This is a genomic window from Flavonifractor sp. An82, assembly GCF_002159265.1.
GTDB lineage: Bacteria > Bacillota > Clostridia > Oscillospirales > Oscillospiraceae > Flavonifractor.
The window spans coordinates 54030-67657 of sequence record NZ_NFHG01000001.1 but is presented as its reverse complement, the minus strand read 5'-3'; the positions used below and the strand labels follow the sequence as shown (position 1 = coordinate 67657).

At 43.5% G+C, this 13628-nt stretch carries 27 protein-coding genes; all 27 read left to right on the top strand.

Annotation, left to right across the window (positions count from 1 at the left end; genetic code table 11):
• The first annotated feature begins 81 nt into the window (after positions 1–81).
• The 27 genes from B5G34_RS00460 (at position 82) to B5G34_RS00360 (ending at position 13561) form a co-directional block, all read left to right on the top strand.
• Entirely contained in the window at positions 82–987 is a 906-nt protein-coding gene (locus tag B5G34_RS00460) for a hypothetical protein (RefSeq protein ID WP_087333495.1), read from the top strand.
• A 42-nt stretch (positions 988–1029) separates the two neighbouring features.
• Entirely contained in the window at positions 1030–1332 is a 303-nt protein-coding gene (locus tag B5G34_RS00455; protein WP_087333494.1) for a hypothetical protein, read from the top strand.
• Between the two features lie 6 nt (positions 1333–1338).
• Entirely contained in the window at positions 1339–1509 is a 171-nt protein-coding gene (locus B5G34_RS18610; RefSeq protein ID WP_162609383.1) for a hypothetical protein, read from the top strand.
• Between the two features lie 12 nt (positions 1510–1521).
• Positions 1522–1818, top strand: a complete 297-nt coding sequence (locus B5G34_RS00450; protein WP_087333493.1) for a hypothetical protein — start codon at positions 1522–1524, stop codon at positions 1816–1818.
• 11 nt (positions 1819–1829) lie between these two features.
• Entirely contained in the window at positions 1830–2099 is a 270-nt protein-coding gene (locus B5G34_RS00445; protein WP_087333492.1) for a hypothetical protein, read from the top strand.
• Positions 2100–2117: 18 nt separating this feature from the next.
• The gene (locus B5G34_RS00440; RefSeq protein WP_087333491.1) at positions 2118–2714 is read left to right on the top strand and encodes a hypothetical protein; all 597 of its coding nucleotides are present in this window, start codon (positions 2118–2120) and stop codon (positions 2712–2714) included.
• A 108-nt stretch (positions 2715–2822) separates the two neighbouring features.
• A complete protein-coding gene (locus B5G34_RS00435) occupies positions 2823–3056 on the top strand; it encodes a hypothetical protein (protein ID WP_087333490.1) in 234 nt (77 codons plus the stop codon).
• A 108-nt stretch (positions 3057–3164) separates the two neighbouring features.
• Positions 3165–3554 carry a hypothetical protein gene (locus B5G34_RS00430; RefSeq protein WP_087333489.1) on the top strand — a complete coding sequence of 130 codons (390 nt, stop codon included), beginning with the start codon at positions 3165–3167 and terminating at the stop codon, positions 3552–3554.
• 4 nt (positions 3555–3558) lie between these two features.
• On the top strand, positions 3559–3957 hold the full coding sequence (locus B5G34_RS00425; RefSeq protein ID WP_087333488.1) for a hypothetical protein: 399 nt from the start codon (positions 3559–3561) through the stop codon (positions 3955–3957).
• Between the two features lie 14 nt (positions 3958–3971).
• Positions 3972–4880: a DUF4121 family protein gene (locus B5G34_RS00420; protein ID WP_087333487.1), complete on the top strand. Its 909-nt coding sequence runs from the start codon at positions 3972–3974 to the stop codon at positions 4878–4880.
• 483 nt (positions 4881–5363) lie between these two features.
• Positions 5364–5576 carry a hypothetical protein gene (locus B5G34_RS00415; RefSeq protein WP_140397144.1) on the top strand — a complete coding sequence of 71 codons (213 nt, stop codon included), beginning with the start codon at positions 5364–5366 and terminating at the stop codon, positions 5574–5576.
• A gap of 4 nt (positions 5577–5580) precedes the next feature.
• A complete protein-coding gene (locus tag B5G34_RS18225; protein ID WP_140397143.1) occupies positions 5581–5778 on the top strand; it encodes a hypothetical protein in 198 nt (65 codons plus the stop codon).
• Positions 5750–6091 (top strand): hypothetical protein, encoded by a 342-nt coding sequence (locus B5G34_RS00410; RefSeq protein ID WP_087333485.1) that lies wholly within the window; start codon positions 5750–5752, stop codon positions 6089–6091. Before B5G34_RS18225 ends, B5G34_RS00410 begins: the two co-directional genes overlap by 29 nt.
• Positions 6085–6366 carry a hypothetical protein gene (locus tag B5G34_RS00405; RefSeq protein ID WP_140397141.1) on the top strand — a complete coding sequence of 94 codons (282 nt, stop codon included), beginning with the start codon at positions 6085–6087 and terminating at the stop codon, positions 6364–6366. The genes B5G34_RS00410 and B5G34_RS00405 overlap by 7 nt, the downstream gene beginning before the upstream one ends.
• Positions 6367–6370: 4 nt before the next feature.
• On the top strand, positions 6371–6625 hold the full coding sequence (locus B5G34_RS18220) for a hypothetical protein (RefSeq protein WP_140397140.1): 255 nt from the start codon (positions 6371–6373) through the stop codon (positions 6623–6625).
• A 223-nt stretch (positions 6626–6848) separates the two neighbouring features.
• Positions 6849–7820, top strand: a complete 972-nt coding sequence (locus B5G34_RS00400; RefSeq protein WP_087333483.1) for a hypothetical protein — start codon at positions 6849–6851, stop codon at positions 7818–7820.
• Positions 7817–8119, top strand: a complete 303-nt coding sequence (locus tag B5G34_RS18215; RefSeq protein ID WP_140397139.1) for a hypothetical protein — start codon at positions 7817–7819, stop codon at positions 8117–8119. Before B5G34_RS00400 ends, B5G34_RS18215 begins: the two co-directional genes overlap by 4 nt.
• Before the next feature lie 16 nt (positions 8120–8135).
• Entirely contained in the window at positions 8136–8426 is a 291-nt protein-coding gene (locus B5G34_RS18210) for a hypothetical protein (protein WP_140397138.1), read from the top strand.
• Positions 8427–8525: 99 nt separating this feature from the next.
• Positions 8526–8762, top strand: coding sequence for a hypothetical protein (locus tag B5G34_RS00395; RefSeq protein ID WP_087333482.1), 237 nt, complete (start codon positions 8526–8528; stop codon positions 8760–8762).
• Positions 8763–8769: 7 nt separating this feature from the next.
• The gene (locus tag B5G34_RS00390) at positions 8770–9102 is read left to right on the top strand and encodes a type II toxin-antitoxin system PemK/MazF family toxin (RefSeq protein WP_087333481.1); all 333 of its coding nucleotides are present in this window, start codon (positions 8770–8772) and stop codon (positions 9100–9102) included.
• A gap of 12 nt (positions 9103–9114) precedes the next feature.
• Positions 9115–9936, top strand: coding sequence for a tyrosine-type recombinase/integrase (locus B5G34_RS00385; RefSeq protein WP_087333480.1), 822 nt, complete (start codon positions 9115–9117; stop codon positions 9934–9936).
• A gap of 63 nt (positions 9937–9999) precedes the next feature.
• Complete coding sequence (gene tnpB / locus B5G34_RS00380; RefSeq protein WP_087333479.1) at positions 10000–11118, top strand: IS200/IS605 family element RNA-guided endonuclease TnpB; 1119 nt, start codon at positions 10000–10002, stop codon at positions 11116–11118.
• Between the two features lie 162 nt (positions 11119–11280).
• A complete protein-coding gene (locus tag B5G34_RS00375; RefSeq protein WP_242956726.1) occupies positions 11281–11604 on the top strand; it encodes a hypothetical protein in 324 nt (107 codons plus the stop codon).
• 47 nt (positions 11605–11651) lie between these two features.
• The gene (locus tag B5G34_RS18205) at positions 11652–11885 is read left to right on the top strand and encodes a hypothetical protein (protein WP_140397137.1); all 234 of its coding nucleotides are present in this window, start codon (positions 11652–11654) and stop codon (positions 11883–11885) included.
• A 12-nt stretch (positions 11886–11897) separates the two neighbouring features.
• Entirely contained in the window at positions 11898–12299 is a 402-nt protein-coding gene (locus tag B5G34_RS00370; protein WP_087333474.1) for a hypothetical protein, read from the top strand.
• Positions 12300–12335: 36 nt separating this feature from the next.
• Positions 12336–12683, top strand: a complete 348-nt coding sequence (locus tag B5G34_RS00365; protein WP_087333472.1) for a hypothetical protein — start codon at positions 12336–12338, stop codon at positions 12681–12683.
• Positions 12680–13561 (top strand): hypothetical protein, encoded by an 882-nt coding sequence (locus tag B5G34_RS00360; RefSeq protein ID WP_087333470.1) that lies wholly within the window; start codon positions 12680–12682, stop codon positions 13559–13561. The genes B5G34_RS00365 and B5G34_RS00360 overlap by 4 nt, the downstream gene beginning before the upstream one ends.
• Positions 13562–13628: the final 67 nt, after the last annotated feature.

Genomic DNA, 13628 nt, shown 5'->3' with positions numbered 1-13628 from the left:
CCGCTCATCTGCCGTACAGATCGACCAAATGGCAGAAGCCCGCATCCAGGTATAAAATGAAACTTCTATGGAGGAACTGATATGAGCTACTGGAAGTGCGTAAAAGAATCTTCCGCATCTACTGCATTTAGCGAAAACTGTATATATTACATGGACGAGCATGGCGTTTTGTCCGGAAACAACCACTCTGCATTTTTCCCTGGCTCATGCAGGGATGGGGTTGATTGGATTGAGAGTCATACAGGCATTCGTTTTGAACGTGTGAAGCGCCCATATAGATGCATCAAGAATACGGGTTATGATTTTACGGAAGGATTCATTTATTCCGTTGATGACAATGGATTTGTTGAAAACAATGGCGGTGAAGTGTTTGACCCTTGCGGATATGACAACGCGATCCAGTGGCTGGAGGCAAACACTGGATGTAGGTTTGAGGAGGTAAAAGATATGTTTTATAAGCCTGGAGATAGAGTGGAGATTGTCGGCAGCGCAATTGGCGAAAGATGGAACCCGGATGGACGTATGGACAAATGGCTCGGCCGCACAATGACTATTGATTATATTGAGGATGACGCATACATCATGAAAGAAGATAACGGCATGTGGTCGTGGTTTCCTCATATGATCAAAGGTTTGGCTTCTTTCACACTTAGCGATTTTCGCTCTGGAGATCTGGTAAAAACCAGGCACGGGCTCTGGTATATGTATTTTGATGGCGGGGATATGGCCGGATTTTGCAAACATTGTATAGACACGAACACTGATTATTATTGTGACGATCTTACGACTGATACCGGCGATGACCGGTTTGACATTATGAAGGTTTATCGCCCTCACCATATGTCCGCTGATATTATGGCGTCTTTCAACAATGTTGAATCGATTTTAGATCGGTGCGATCTGGTTTTTGAACGCAAAGAACCCAAGAAGATGACAGTCGCAGAAGTATGCGCTGCTCTTGGCTACGAGGTGGAAATTGTACAGTAACAATGAGGGGCGCTGCCCCTTACATAAACAAGGAGGTCAATTATGAGCCATATTGTTCAGTTTGCTTTTGATTTTGATGATGCTCGCATCACTGAGCTGGTAGAGGCTCAGGCGGCCAAACAGGTGATTGATAAAATTACAAAGGATGTTGAAAGCATTCTTTATACCAAAAGATATGGATATCAATCTGACGCCCCCATTCGAGAGTTTGTGGCAGATCGTGTCAACGCAATTATTGACGAGCATAAAGATGCCATCATCAACGCTGCGGTTGAGAGGCTTGCAGATAAGCTGGCTAGAACAAAACTTGCAAAAGAAACTTTGGCCGACGCAATGAAAGGGTGACGGTTGATGAAGCAACAAAATTACGCTTTTATCATCCGCAGAAAAAGCTGTTCAGAAGTTAAGTATTTCCGTGATGCCTGCGAGTCCGCAGCTCGTATTCAGGCCGAGGTTTATGCAAGCCGATTTGATGATGCGAAGGTTGTGCGGGCAACAAGGGTGAACGTTAATAATTACTAAGGAGGAAGTTCGATGATTCGTAAGACTGATATTTATGTGTTCCAGAAGGTTACGCAGCTTGCCCCGTTTTATGAAGCGCGTAGAACTGCTACTCCGCTGTATGCCGAGGGAAACACCAGAGTGAATCTTGTTTTGACATTTGGCCTGGATGATAACGGGGCTCTTGTCGCCAAGATCAACTGTCCTGTCAACCCTCTTCCTGTAAAAGGTGAGTTTTATCCGGCTGGCAAGAATGCCGTTCTTCACTTTTTGCGTAAGAATGGCTGGGAATGTGTATACCGCGTAAGCAATAAAGTCCTGAATATGTAAGGAGAATAACCATGAAATATCTGTTGGTTGAAGTAATGGAGCGGGATATTTCCGCTCCTATCTTTTTTGACACACATGAAGATGCTCATTCCGAAATGTGCCAGTGCGTAGCAGATGTTCTCGGTGTAAACAAGGAAGAGATCGTTGAGTCGTATTTGTCTGGAGATGACTATGATGATCAGACCTGTGTTCTTGAGAATACTGCTTGGACAGAGCGTCATGGGAATAACTTCGATTGGAAGATCTTCAAGTTGAATGATGCTGGAGAATTTTTTGATTGATATTTAAGGAGGATATGTATGAGCCATTTTACTGTTGCCGTTTTTACACCTACTGGCGCTGAGGTTGACGAGCTTCTTGCTCCATTTCAGGAGGGTGGTCTTGATGAGTGTCCTATGGACTATCTGGAGTTTGAAGAGGACGACGACTACGAGGTGGATGATATCAAGGGCATTAGAGGCTATTGGTTTAATCCGAATGCTAAGTGGGATTGGTATTCTATCGGAGGACGTTGGAGCGGTCTTCTTCTGGTTGATGGGAAGAAATGCGATCACGCATTCGCTTCTCAGGTAGATTGGTATGGTATGGAACAGGAGCGACTCAAGGAGCTGGAACCGTTTGAGGCCTGTTCAGCTAGAAAGTGGTACAAGCCAGAGTATTTCCAGAAGCTTTATCCGACAGAGGAAGATTATATCAACGCCAATACGATGTTCTCGACTTATGCTGTGATTACTCCGGATGGAGAATGGAACGCACCTGGAGAAATGGGATGGTTTGGATGTAGTTCCGAATCTCCGGATGAAGGCCGTACATTTAAGAATCAGTATTGGAAGAACTTCATTGAACCTGCCATTAAAAACAATTGGCACATCACAATTGTGGATTGCCATATCTAAAACTTATGGAGGGTTTTATGGCACATATGAAGATAATCTATCCGGAAACTATGAAGGAACTTACCTTTTGCTTCAGATCACACACTAAAACCAAAGAGGTGGTTTGATATGTTTAAAGCAGAGTTTGTTCTGCCGGGAGAAACCGGCAGGCAGATCGTAATTGCGGAAACAGTAAAGGAGCTGGTCGGCACAATGATCAATGAGAGAGGATTCCCTGACCACTTCATTGATCTCCCAGATATTGAACGGTGGTTTGCAGATGACAAACACTACCGTTATATCAGGATGTTGTACACCATTCAACGTGGTCCGGATCGTATGACGGAATATACCTCATTGTAAAGGATGATACATAAATGATTACAAAATATATGATTCCTATGCTGGACGATCCGCCGAGATCATAAGGCAATAAAATCTTTCTTTTATCACTTGAAAGGAGAATGAATAATGAGTGTTTCTGGAAATATCCCCTCTCGTAAAGGGTTCTATGTTGGAGATATCTGCTATGTTCTGGGCGACGAGCTTTACCACAATGTGTGGGGGAAATGGTATGGTTATAAAGATGGCATCTTCAAAGATCCGAAGACACACCTGCATTTTGCTGTTGCTGGTACGGCGTATGGCGACGGGTGTTACCTCGGCAATGACGGCAGTGAATTTCCCGTTGATGCTGGAGTGATTGGCTTGGTTCCTTTGGAGCTGGTGGGAAAGTATGATGGACTAGAGTATGGTAAAGTCGTAGAAGTTCCTGGAATTGCTTATTTTAAAAGCGAAGGAGGAAAATTTGAGGTTGAATTGCCGAACGGAGAGGACCTTCTAATCGATACGGAGGGATGAATTCATGTATAAAAACGATAAGGATTGGCCGGCTGCACGATGCGAAGAACTTGCAAACCGCATTTATGAATTTCTTATAAAAAATGATATGTGGATTGATGTAACAATCTACTATAACTGCAGGGCAATGATGTCTTGTGGCGAAGTAAACGGAGAATGGAAATGCTCATATAATGAGGCTCCGATTATTGTTGAAGACCAAGATCCTCATGATTACTTTGAGTACGTTAACCCAAATCATATTTTATCCATGTCTTTTGAAGGCCCGTTTTATGCCTGCATGAACGGCGATGCAGGAGACTATGGATGGTATATTTCTCAGGAATTTGATGAATTGCTTGCCGAATATGACCTCTATTATGAACTTGGAAACGGATGGAATCTTACACTCTATAAGATATAAGGAGGGATATATAAATGTATACCATCGAATCACTGTCCGATATTAACCATCGGTTTGTGCGGGCACACTTTCGAATTACTCAGGATGATGTTGACCATATCAACGCTCTGATTAAATACATTGAATCCAGCAGAAAGGACAGTCCTATGGCCGGTGATGTAGTGCGCCTGACCAACAAATGGAGCGAGTATTACCCTCATGCCCACATTGAATCTGATGCCAAAGGTGAATTACATATTTGTGAATCTCCCTACATTCCGTTTGTTTATGTCGCAGATGATGCACTGCATTTTACGACAAGCGGCGGGGCTTGGGGATTTTATAAATCTTCTGATCTTCGATATGTTGGAAAAGAACTTAAGTATTTCTGCGATTGGGGACATTGCGGTCCGTGCGCAGATGGAGCAATCGATTTTCAGGCAGAAGTAAGTGTATGGGAATATATTTCTCCGGATCTTAAATATGGAGAATACACAACCAAGGATTGGGAACGGCATTGTGTGCATCATCTAAGCAAGCCTGACGAGTTTGGTTATCGATATGTTGGAGATGGGGTCGCTTTCAAAACTGATGCAGAATACTTTGCATGGCTCTCTACGTATCATGGCGTTGAGTTTGAAGGCAGCATAGGCGATTCCGGCAAGACGTATGTAGTCTTTACTTACAAGAAGGATTGCTATTATATTTCTCGCCAAGAATGGGATGAGCTCCCCCTCCCTACTGATACCAGAATGATGAATTGTTCAATCATACCGATCAAATATCTTGTTGATGATGACAATCACATCATCCACGAGTACAGATATACGAATCGCGTAGAAAACAACGATAGAACCGATATCGCGTATCGAGTTGGCTTCAATAAAGTAAAATCCGGAGACTTTGAAAGGATGTTGATGAACTGTGGGAAGGCGGAGAACTAAGCCAGATCAGGTCCCGGTAATTTTTAAAAAGCTTGATGGTCAAGTTGTTGGCTTTTTGTTAAGACATCCTGTGCAGTACGGGAATATTATGGTTTTTAGTGAAACCGGATTTGACGAGAGGCCAATGAGAGACTATTTTGATAGCCAATATGTATCTCCGCGTGAATACGCCCCGCTTCTAAGAACTATGCAAGCACTTGGGAACAATGTATTTGTCAGAAATAGAATGACATATGCAGACAGAATGTATTCGTGGAAGGTGGTTTAGTGTGAGCCAGGGAAAGCACATGACTCTTATTTTTCTCAATAAGGATTGCGGATGGTATGAAGCTGTATGTTATGATACCAGAGCTCGATGTTACCAAGACTATCGGTTTTTATATTATAGCAAAAAGGCTGTAATTGCAACTTTACGACAAAATTATGGAGTGGTTGTTCCTCGGGAATTTTCATAAAGGAGAAAAAATGAAGGACTGGAGAATCATGTACGACGAAGAACATATGGCCGATCTCAATCGAGAGGATGATGGTACTTCAATCGAAGAGCTAGGCCGATTTGAGGTTGTGTTCGATGTTGGAGATGAGCGCTATTACTGTTTCATCGATGCAATCAATATGCACGAAGCTCTTGGCCAGTTTTTCGCTCAGCACGAGAATATTACGTATCTCAATATTGTTGATCATATGGAGGTTTAGTGTTATGAGGAAAGAATCTTTTTATGATAAGAAGCTTACGGCATATTACGACTGTCACTACAAGAATGTGGATCATGAAGTGGAGTGGTATGTGAACCCGGCGATCAATCAATGGAAGTTTTGTCTTCGTGGCATTATCGTTACATTAGTTTGTGATGAAGAGGGGATCGTTAATGAAAAGTACGGACATGAAAATCGTTGAGATTGCAGAGGCGCAAGGATGGGGTGTGAGCATTATTGATGGGGAGTATGAGTTTGAAACATATTCTCCCGCAGGAGAAGATTTTATCTTTTCCATACCAACTAATGATGATCCTTCGTATGTTGTTGGTTCTATCATAAATTATGCGGATAGTTTTGATGTGGACGAGCACGTCGAACTATGGATTGGGGGCCGTGGGCAAAATGGTATCCCGTCATCCATTCGAGAATTGGTTGAGGATGCAGAAGAAATCAAAAGCATGCTTGATGATTTGGCTGAAGCTATGAGAAAGTTGGTGCATAAAGAATGGTAGTTTATGTTTTGGTACATCATTGTGATACACCTGATGTTGAAACACTGGATGTGATCGGTGTGTATGGAGAAGAACACTTTGACATGGCTCATACTGATATGATTAAAGAACGAGATCGAGTGATCGAGGAGTTTAAGTCTATTTGGCCGGACTGGGAATGGGATGAAGATATGTGTGACGAAGGCAATACGTATGCCTCCCTTGGTAAGATGGGAATTGGATTTTGCAACGACACTATCTATACTTGGGAGATTGTGAAGAGAAAGGTGGCATAGGGTTATGGGTGATCAAGAATATGACATCAGCCTTAAGACAAGCATAGGAAATCTTTGTGTTCGTGCTTGCTCTAGTAGCGAATACCCCGCAATTTCCGTTTGTTTAAGACGTAATGATGGGGTTGAAATTGACTTGGCGTTTATTGAGGTTGATGAAACAGATCGTTCGGCAAATGCATATGTGTACGAAAACACAGCCACTGAGGACTGGACTAAGAAGTTCCGTTGGGCAGAAAACGAAGTAAATATTTTACTTTAAAATACGCATTTTAATGAGGTGATTTAATGGATGCATACAATATATTGTGGGATGTTGGCTGTGAAGATGATGCACTATTCCTTCCAAAAACAATCCATATCCCGGACGGAATGGAAGATGTAGATGAAATATCAGACTATCTCTCAGACGTTACTGGATTTTGCCATGATGGGTTTTGTCTGACTAACCCTCATAAGAATTAGTTTATCGAGGAGCGATACATATGACACTTGAAGAAAAGAAAAAGATTGCAACTGAATTTTTGGAGGACTATACTTATCCGTTCCAGCGAAACGCAGATGGGACTTACTCCTTTGAGCTCTACGCAAATTACGATGATTGTCTTTCTGAGAAACAGATTGCAACAATCGTCGAGAGTGATGATCCAGAAATGGCTATGTATGAGCTTCTGGATGAGGCATATATGGAAGCTGTTTGGTATGAAGAGGACAATATCAGATCCGCATTCCAGACATATATGTTTGATCACTACCCCGATGTTGATATTGAGGATGGTTCTTTGTGGGAGATTGTTAGAGATTACTTGCTGATCTCCCCTCCTTATGATCACTATTGGAACCAAGATGTATGTGTAGATATTATGTTAGACACCGGGGACGGAAATTATGATTTCGTTCTCAATCCTCACTATCCTTGCTATTATGGAAACGAACAGAATCAAACCATTGACGATCTGTCATCCATTGTATGGCTTGTGAAGCAGCAGGGCTACAAGAAGAGTCGGCTACTCAATACATTCAAGCGAGACGCAGAAGGTGAATCCTCTCCCCTTCTTAAAAGTATTTATGTAGAGGAAGCCAACCTCCCGTCTCATATGGCAACGCTAACCTTTATGGTCAGAATGACTGTGCGTCAGCTCGCAGAGATTAACAAATTAGTTCGACTGCAGGATCGCAATGGGCATTTTTATGATGCTAGAAAAAATCCGTATTGTGGATATATTGTTTTAGATAAGTCTACTCCATGCGGACTATACGATCCTTGGTGTGGCGGTGGCAGCGTTCTAGACATTCAACTTGAGCACGATGTCCGCATTCCGGCAAAGTTTATTTGGCGAGCTGTGCCTGATGGTGCTGGCCCTGGTTACAGTATCGGAAGTGTTTATGGAATGTGTGAAAGTGTTTGGCAGGACACCTTAAAGAAAATTCATGAGCCGAAAGGAGTTGTGGCATGAAAAATCATATTTATGTTGATCAAAATGGATATTGGCATATTGAATGCGGTGAAAATCATACTGAAATTCCGCCTCGGGTTGCGGCTCTGCTGTTTGATAAAATGGTAGATGATCAGCTTTGGATGGAGGTTATGCTGCGTATTGATTCTTGGAGTATACAAGAAATTTATGATGAATTTTCTTGTAGCCGAGAAGAAATTATAGAAGCAAAGGATTTGATTGTTGAGCATCTTCGTAACTTCACTTCTTATGATCTTTCTGAAGATGATGTGTGTGCAGCAATTGCATCCTGTGTATAGCGAGAGGTGATATATAATGAGCCCATGTTTTACGTGTCAATCTTGTGATTGCTGGAATTGTCCTAATCGCATTTTTGCTAACCCGGAATTCGATGTCACCGATACAGTAGTTGAAAATCTTTGGAAAGAAATTACGGATATCGCATTTGTGGAAGATACCAGCGGTGAATTAGTGTTAGACCAGCCTTGGAGAGGGTTCCCAGTTGGTGAATTTACGCAAGATGACTGGTTTTATTGGGTGGACGCCCATCATAGCAAAGGTGTTGGATGGGTGTACGAAAATATTTCACCTTACGCAAATTCATAACAAGAAAGGTGTTGATTTTTTGTTAAAATATTAGACAAATCCTTCAATTTTTGATATAATTTAATTAGTATCATAACCATTAAAATTTGGAGGATTTATATGTGGATACTTTATTTAATTATTGTAGCTTTTATTTTGAAAAGCGCGGCTGATGCATCTATCACGATCAACGAAAGATCAAGACAACGTAAGGAATGGAAAGAAGTGTCGGCACTTGCAAATAAGCGGTTAGCGGAAATTGAGGAACAGAAAAAGAAAGGACCGGTGCTAAGCGACGAAGAATACAAAAAATTACAGAGAATGGCAATGCACTCTGTTAGTGGAAGGAGAAGATGATTATAACATGACCAGAGGTGAAATCTACCTCGCAGATCTTAATCCTGTAGTTGGTTGTGAACAGGGCGGTATTCGCCCTGTTCTTGTTGTTCAGAATGATATCGGCAATACATATAGTCCAACTGTGATTGCCGCAGCGATTACGTCTAAAAACACGAAGAAACCTCTACCAACCCACATCAACATCAAGCATCGTGATGGGCTTCCTAGAAATTCAACCATTCTACTTGAGCAGGTTCGTACTTTAGACAAAACTCGTCTCATTCAAAAGCTGTGTTCCCTCAGCGAGAAAGAGATGGATGATGTTAACCGTGCTTTGCACGTCAGCTTTGCACTATAAAGGGGTGGTGATATGAACGCGGTCATAGATTTTGAAGATTACACCAAAAAAGGCTTTACAACCTATATAAAATGTGATACACTAGACACAGAAGATACCTTCCAAGTTGCTGAATTGATTGAAAAGAGGTCAAAAAAGGTACTTCCGTTTGACAGTGAAGACGAAGTGAATATGGTTGTAACTGAGCTCGCCAATAAATCAATGCGCGACATGTGTTTGTTCGTGATGGGTTGTAACACACAATTACGAATTGGAGATCTGTTGGAGTTCCGATGGAAGGATGTGCTCGATCAGAACGGGAATATCAAAGATGAAATTAGTAAGATTGAAAAGAAAAACAGAAATCTGAGACACATCTATGTGAACGATGCCATTAAACTTGCGATCTCTTTGTATAGAGATAGTATTGGAGATGTGTGCTATATGGACTATATGTTCACAAGTCAAGGGCCAAGAAAGCGATTTCAAACAGCAATCTCTGATGGCAATATAGTGCTTCGCTCGCAACCAATCACGGAACAGCTTGTAAGTGGGGCTATTCGGTCTGCAACAAAGAGGGTTGGATTGTGGAGAGAAAACAGAAGGTTTTCTACGCACTCAATGAGAAAAACTGGAGCTCGCGCTGCGGCCGGATACTTAACTGGCCGTCCTCTCCCCGATTCGTTAAAAATGGAAGCAGCCTCAATTGAAAGGGTTAGAGGTATGCTGGGGCATTCTAATCCATCGATTACTGCTAGGTATATCGATCTCCAAGACAAGTTTGATAAAACCGTATACCTTTGGATGAATTTAGGTATAGAAGCGCTCACCGATATAAAAAACGATACGCGATAAGGGGCGTTTTTACATGCAACATATCATAACATCCAAATCCACGCAAGAAAGGCGGTTCCGCTCATGGAGAAAGCCTACAAGTTCCGGTTGTACCCCACAGCAAAGCAGGAAGAGCTCATCCGTAAGACCACCGGCTGCAGCCGCTTCGTCTATAACCAGACCTTGGCGGCCCGGAAGACGGCCTATTCTGCCGGCAGCCCCATCAGCGGCCACGACTGCGTGAAGCTGCTGCCCGGACTGAAGGATACCTACCCTTGGCTGCGGGAGGTTGACTCCACAGCCCTGCAGACCTCCGTACTCCACATGGACCAGGCATACAAGAACTTCTTCGCCGGCCGCAAGGGCAGGCGAAAGGTGGGCTTCCCCAAATTCAAGGCTAAACACCACAGCAAGGCCAGCTACACCAGCAAGGTTGTTGGACAAAACATTCAGGCCAGCGACCGGGCGGTGAAACTGCCCAAGCTGGGGTGGGTAAAGGCCAAGGTCTCCACCCCGGTACAGGGACGGATTCTCAACGCCACCGTGAGCATGAGCCACAGTGGCAAGTTTTTCGTGAGCCTCTGCTGCACCGGGGTGGAGATATCCCAGTATCCCAGCACTGGCGCCGCCGTAGGGCTGGATGTCGGTATCAAGGATTTGGTGATCACCTCAGATGGGCAGAAGTTCGACAACCCAAAGTATCTGCAGAAGGCGGAGAAGAAGCTCGCCACCCTCCAGCGGCGGCTGTCTCGAAAGCCAAAGGGCAGCCGCAACCGGGAGAAGGCCCGCCTCCGCCTGGCCAAGCAGCATGAGCGCATCGCCAACTGCCGGCAGGACTACCTGCACAAGCTCACTACCCAGTTGGTAAGGGACTACGACATCATCTGTGTGGAGAGCCTCAATGTAGGAGACATGCTCAAGAACCACAAGCTGGCCAAGGCCATCGCCGATGCCTCTTGGGGTGAGTTGGCCCGTCAGCTCAAGTACAAGGCCGCCTGGCAGCACAAAATGCTGGTAGAAGTGGGAACCTTCTTCTCCAGCAGCCAGCTATGCAGCCGATGTGGGTACCAAAACCCAGAGGTCAAAGATCTTGCGGTGCGCGAGTGGACCTGCCCGCAGTGCGGAACCCACCACGACCGGGATCAAAACGCCGCCCAGAATCTGCTGATGGAGGGTTTGCGGCTGCTACAGGCCAGCGCCTAAAGAATCAAGTATTCAAGGTACGGTGGGACACACCGGAACCTACCCAACGCTTGAGGAGAGGGTGTAAGACCTCGGTGTTCTGCGGGCAACTGCAGGGTACTTAGGCTGTCCTCGATGAGCCAAGAATCCCCTGGCTTTAGCCATGGGGAGTGTCAAAAGGGAATGATTGGAGTCGAGGATCTGTGGGATCTGAGTGTGACTGCCCTTGATTCTATTTTCAAGGGGCTGAATGCTCAGGAGAAGCAGTCTAATGAAGAGAGCCTTCTCGACACTCCGACTAATGAGGATGTTGAGACTTCTACGAAGATTGCGATTATCCGGCATATCGTACAGGTGAAGCAGAAGGAAGCGGCTGATCGAAAGAACGCAAAGGCTAAGGCTGAGCAGAAGCGTAAGATTCGTGAAATCATCGCTGAAAAGCAGGACCAGGCGCTCCAGAACAAGTCTATTGATGAACTGACCGCTCTGCTTGCTGAGCTTGATTAACCCCTTCCCCGCTATGCGGGGATACATATTTAGATTGGGGTGATTGTATGCAACAGTTTACAAGAACAGAGGTTGCTTGGATTATTTCCGCATTAAAAGAAGTTGCCGAAAGATATCAATTTGAAGCTACGGAATACAAATACAACTGTGGATGCACTGGATATGCCTCTGAAACATCATTAGCTCCTTTTTTATATTTAAGGAGTGAACAATTGTTTGGGATCGCAGATCGGTTGCAGGCTATTCTTGATAACAACGACAATAAAATCAGGATTTTATAAGGAGGATAATTGATGTATATCGGACTTTTATTTGGAGCACTGGCTGGATGTATTCCTGCGTTGATTTTTGTGCTTGCTCCGGACAATTATGCAAAGAAAAATGTAATTAAAGCAATTATTTCTCTTGTATTAGTTGCATGTTTTGGTGGTGCTTGTGGAGCATACTATGATAACTACGATGTGAGCATCAAAGTCGCAAAATACGAAGCAGCCCATAAAACCTATATTTTATCGGTTGAGAATTCTGAGATCAGCGAATACGAACGTGTCTCTATTCTCCAGTCTACAATGGAAATCAACCAAGAAATCGCAGAAACCAAAACCTATGTGAACTCTTGGTTTGCATTTTATATTACTGCAGAAAATAGGGATGCTGTTAACAATCTTAAGTTGATTGGTGATGCACCCCTATAAACTTTGCGACACGCTTTTGATGCACAGGAGTATGTTATGAAAGAAACCAGAGTGTTTACTACCAAGATGTTGCAGGCGATCATCCAAAAGAATCGAGCAGGTGTTCCGTTCAGGAAAATCGCTGCTGAATATGGAGCAGATCCTGATACTATTCGCAACATGCTGATCAGGAACAATGAGATTCCTACTCGTATGCCAACATGCAAAAATTCTTATACGATCTATGATCGTGAGGGCAATGTTGTTGTATTCGGAACATCCAAAGAATGTGCTGAGTATATGGGATGGAAGCGAAATACGCTGTACGGATTTTTGTCGCGTCAGCACTACCAAGACCTTCCGTGGACCATTGTAAAAGAAGATTTTGAGGGGGCACTCCAATGAAAGCACAAAGTCTTAGTGTGGTTGTACCTAACCCGCAATGCATCAACACCTGTAAATTTTGTGTAAGCAAAATGAGTGCAAACCAATACAAGAATCAGATGGATGACAACCTACCATTCTTCGATCTGTATGTAAAAGATTACTTAAAACGTCTGAGTTTTGCAAAAGACAATGGTTGCAATACTGTGATGTTAACTGGAGATTCTGAGCCTCAACAAAATAGAAAATTCTTAACTTACTTCGGGTTGTTTATGCAGCTGATGGCCAATCCTTTTCAGTGGATTGAGATGCAAACCACCGGCGTGCTCTTAGATCAAAACTATCTCCGGTTTTTGAGAAATCACGTTGGGGTAAATATCATCAGCCTCTCCATTTCTTCTTTTGATGATAATGAGAATATGGAAATCATCGGGTGCCCTGCTCCTATTAAATTTTCGTTGGATGATTTGTGCCGGGAAATTAAAAAATATGACTTCTCCTTGCGGTTTAGCATCAATCTATCGAGCGCATTTGAGGCATATACACCAGAGGAGTTGTTCTCGACATGTTATGACATTGGCGCAGACCAAGTGACGTTGCGAGTTCTCTATGCTTCTTCATCTGATACGGAGCAAGGCAAATGGGTATATGACCATACCTTATCTCCTCAGAAAACACAAGCCATTTCTGAATATGTAAAACGTGTAGGGCATCCTCTTGGCAAGCTTCCGTATGGAGCAACAAAGTATTCTGTGGATGGTATGTCTGTGGTGCTTGATGACGACTGTATGGGTAAAAAACAGTGTGAGGAAGCAACAGATACTTACAAATACCTAATCCTACGCCCTGATTGTAAGCTATATAGCGCTTGGGATGATCCAGCAAGCTTAATCTTTTGATGGAAGGCATGAGTTAATGAGATTACGCAATCCATATGGACTATATAAGGCAGCATCAAAGCCAGGC

Excerpts from the sequence above, each read along its gene's own strand:
- B5G34_RS00460 (WP_087333495.1), top strand. The coding sequence starts at position 82 with ATGAGCTACTGGAAGTGCGTAAAAGAATCTTCCGCATCTACTGCATTT.
- B5G34_RS00455 (WP_087333494.1), top strand. The coding sequence starts at position 1,030 with ATGAGCCATATTGTTCAGTTTGCTTTTGATTTTGATGATGCTCGCATC.
- B5G34_RS18610 (WP_162609383.1), top strand. The coding sequence starts at position 1,339 with ATGAAGCAACAAAATTACGCTTTTATCATCCGCAGAAAAAGCTGTTCA.
- B5G34_RS00450 (WP_087333493.1), top strand. The coding sequence starts at position 1,522 with ATGATTCGTAAGACTGATATTTATGTGTTCCAGAAGGTTACGCAGCTT.
- B5G34_RS00445 (WP_087333492.1), top strand. The coding sequence starts at position 1,830 with ATGAAATATCTGTTGGTTGAAGTAATGGAGCGGGATATTTCCGCTCCT.
- B5G34_RS00440 (WP_087333491.1), top strand. The coding sequence starts at position 2,118 with ATGAGCCATTTTACTGTTGCCGTTTTTACACCTACTGGCGCTGAGGTT.
- B5G34_RS00435 (WP_087333490.1), top strand. The coding sequence starts at position 2,823 with ATGTTTAAAGCAGAGTTTGTTCTGCCGGGAGAAACCGGCAGGCAGATC.
- B5G34_RS00430 (WP_087333489.1), top strand. The coding sequence starts at position 3,165 with ATGAGTGTTTCTGGAAATATCCCCTCTCGTAAAGGGTTCTATGTTGGA.
- B5G34_RS00425 (WP_087333488.1), top strand. The coding sequence starts at position 3,559 with ATGTATAAAAACGATAAGGATTGGCCGGCTGCACGATGCGAAGAACTT.
- B5G34_RS00420 (WP_087333487.1), top strand. The coding sequence starts at position 3,972 with ATGTATACCATCGAATCACTGTCCGATATTAACCATCGGTTTGTGCGG.
- B5G34_RS00415 (WP_140397144.1), top strand. The coding sequence starts at position 5,364 with ATGTACGACGAAGAACATATGGCCGATCTCAATCGAGAGGATGATGGT.
- B5G34_RS18225 (WP_140397143.1), top strand. The coding sequence starts at position 5,581 with ATGAGGAAAGAATCTTTTTATGATAAGAAGCTTACGGCATATTACGAC.
- B5G34_RS00410 (WP_087333485.1), top strand. The coding sequence starts at position 5,750 with ATGAAAAGTACGGACATGAAAATCGTTGAGATTGCAGAGGCGCAAGGA.
- B5G34_RS00405 (WP_140397141.1), top strand. The coding sequence starts at position 6,085 with ATGGTAGTTTATGTTTTGGTACATCATTGTGATACACCTGATGTTGAA.
- B5G34_RS18220 (WP_140397140.1), top strand. The coding sequence starts at position 6,371 with ATGGGTGATCAAGAATATGACATCAGCCTTAAGACAAGCATAGGAAAT.
- B5G34_RS00400 (WP_087333483.1), top strand. The coding sequence starts at position 6,849 with ATGACACTTGAAGAAAAGAAAAAGATTGCAACTGAATTTTTGGAGGAC.
- B5G34_RS18215 (WP_140397139.1), top strand. The coding sequence starts at position 7,817 with ATGAAAAATCATATTTATGTTGATCAAAATGGATATTGGCATATTGAA.
- B5G34_RS18210 (WP_140397138.1), top strand. The coding sequence starts at position 8,136 with ATGAGCCCATGTTTTACGTGTCAATCTTGTGATTGCTGGAATTGTCCT.
- B5G34_RS00395 (WP_087333482.1), top strand. The coding sequence starts at position 8,526 with ATGTGGATACTTTATTTAATTATTGTAGCTTTTATTTTGAAAAGCGCG.
- B5G34_RS00390 (WP_087333481.1), top strand. The coding sequence starts at position 8,770 with ATGACCAGAGGTGAAATCTACCTCGCAGATCTTAATCCTGTAGTTGGT.
- B5G34_RS00385 (WP_087333480.1), top strand. The coding sequence starts at position 9,115 with ATGAACGCGGTCATAGATTTTGAAGATTACACCAAAAAAGGCTTTACA.
- tnpB (WP_087333479.1), top strand. The coding sequence starts at position 10,000 with ATGGAGAAAGCCTACAAGTTCCGGTTGTACCCCACAGCAAAGCAGGAA.
- B5G34_RS00375 (WP_242956726.1), top strand. The coding sequence starts at position 11,281 with ATGATTGGAGTCGAGGATCTGTGGGATCTGAGTGTGACTGCCCTTGAT.
- B5G34_RS18205 (WP_140397137.1), top strand. The coding sequence starts at position 11,652 with ATGCAACAGTTTACAAGAACAGAGGTTGCTTGGATTATTTCCGCATTA.
- B5G34_RS00370 (WP_087333474.1), top strand. The coding sequence starts at position 11,898 with ATGTATATCGGACTTTTATTTGGAGCACTGGCTGGATGTATTCCTGCG.
- B5G34_RS00365 (WP_087333472.1), top strand. The coding sequence starts at position 12,336 with ATGAAAGAAACCAGAGTGTTTACTACCAAGATGTTGCAGGCGATCATC.
- B5G34_RS00360 (WP_087333470.1), top strand. The coding sequence starts at position 12,680 with ATGAAAGCACAAAGTCTTAGTGTGGTTGTACCTAACCCGCAATGCATC.